This is a genomic window from Sporosarcina sp. YIM B06819 (assembly GCF_033485175.1).
Classification (GTDB): domain Bacteria; phylum Bacillota; class Bacilli; order Bacillales_A; family Planococcaceae; genus Sporosarcina.
On sequence record NZ_JAWLIQ010000043.1, the window covers coordinates 1 to 832 of the forward strand.

General features: G+C 40.5%; 1 protein-coding gene. It reads left to right on the top strand.

Annotated elements, in window-relative coordinates:
* A partial coding sequence (locus R2B72_RS17975) for a transposase (RefSeq protein ID WP_318618241.1) occupies positions 1 to 832 on the top strand: 832 nt, incomplete at both ends.

The window sequence follows — 832 nt, forward strand, 5'->3', positions numbered from 1 at the left end:
ACTGGTTATTTGATGTATCGAACAATGTTGCGAAACAAGCGGTCAAAGATGCATGTGAAGCCTATAAAAAATTCTTTCGGGGAGAATCTAAATTTCCCCGTTTTAAAAGTAGAAAGCGGTCCCGATTGTCTTTTTATAACGATACCGGGAAATTGAAGGTCAAACCAAACAAATCGGTATTGATTGAAAAAGTGGGCTGGATGCAGACGTCCGAACAGATTCCAGTCGCTGTTAAATACTGCAATCCTCGGGTGTCATTTGACGGGAAGTACTGGTATTTGTCTGTTGGTATTGAGCAGGCGTTTAAAAAGGAAAAGTTAACGGATGAAATTGTCGGGATTGATTTGGGTATTACAACATTAGCCGTTTGTTCAAATGGCAACAAAGTTAAAAATATTAATAAAACAAATGAAGTCCGTAAGATCGAGAAACGTCTTCGTAGGTTGCAAAGAGGTGTTTCTCGTAAATACGAAATGAATAAGGAGGGAGACCGTTTCGCCAAAACGAGCAACTGTATAAAAATCGAAAAGGAAATACGGCACCTACACAGGCGGTTGGCCAACATTCGCACCAATCACATTCACCAAGCAACGAACGCAATTGCGAAAACCAAGCCTTGCAAAGTTTTGATGGAGGATTTGAATGTGCAAGGGATGATGAAAAATCGTCACCTGTCCAAAGCGATTCAGCAGCAAAAGTTTAGTGAGTTCTCCCGCCAAATGGAGTACAAATGTGAGAAGTATGGCGTTGAATTCATGAAAGTCGATCGTTTCTTTCCGTCTTCTAAAAAGTGCTCATCCTGTGATGAAATCAAGAAGGATTTGAAGCTGAA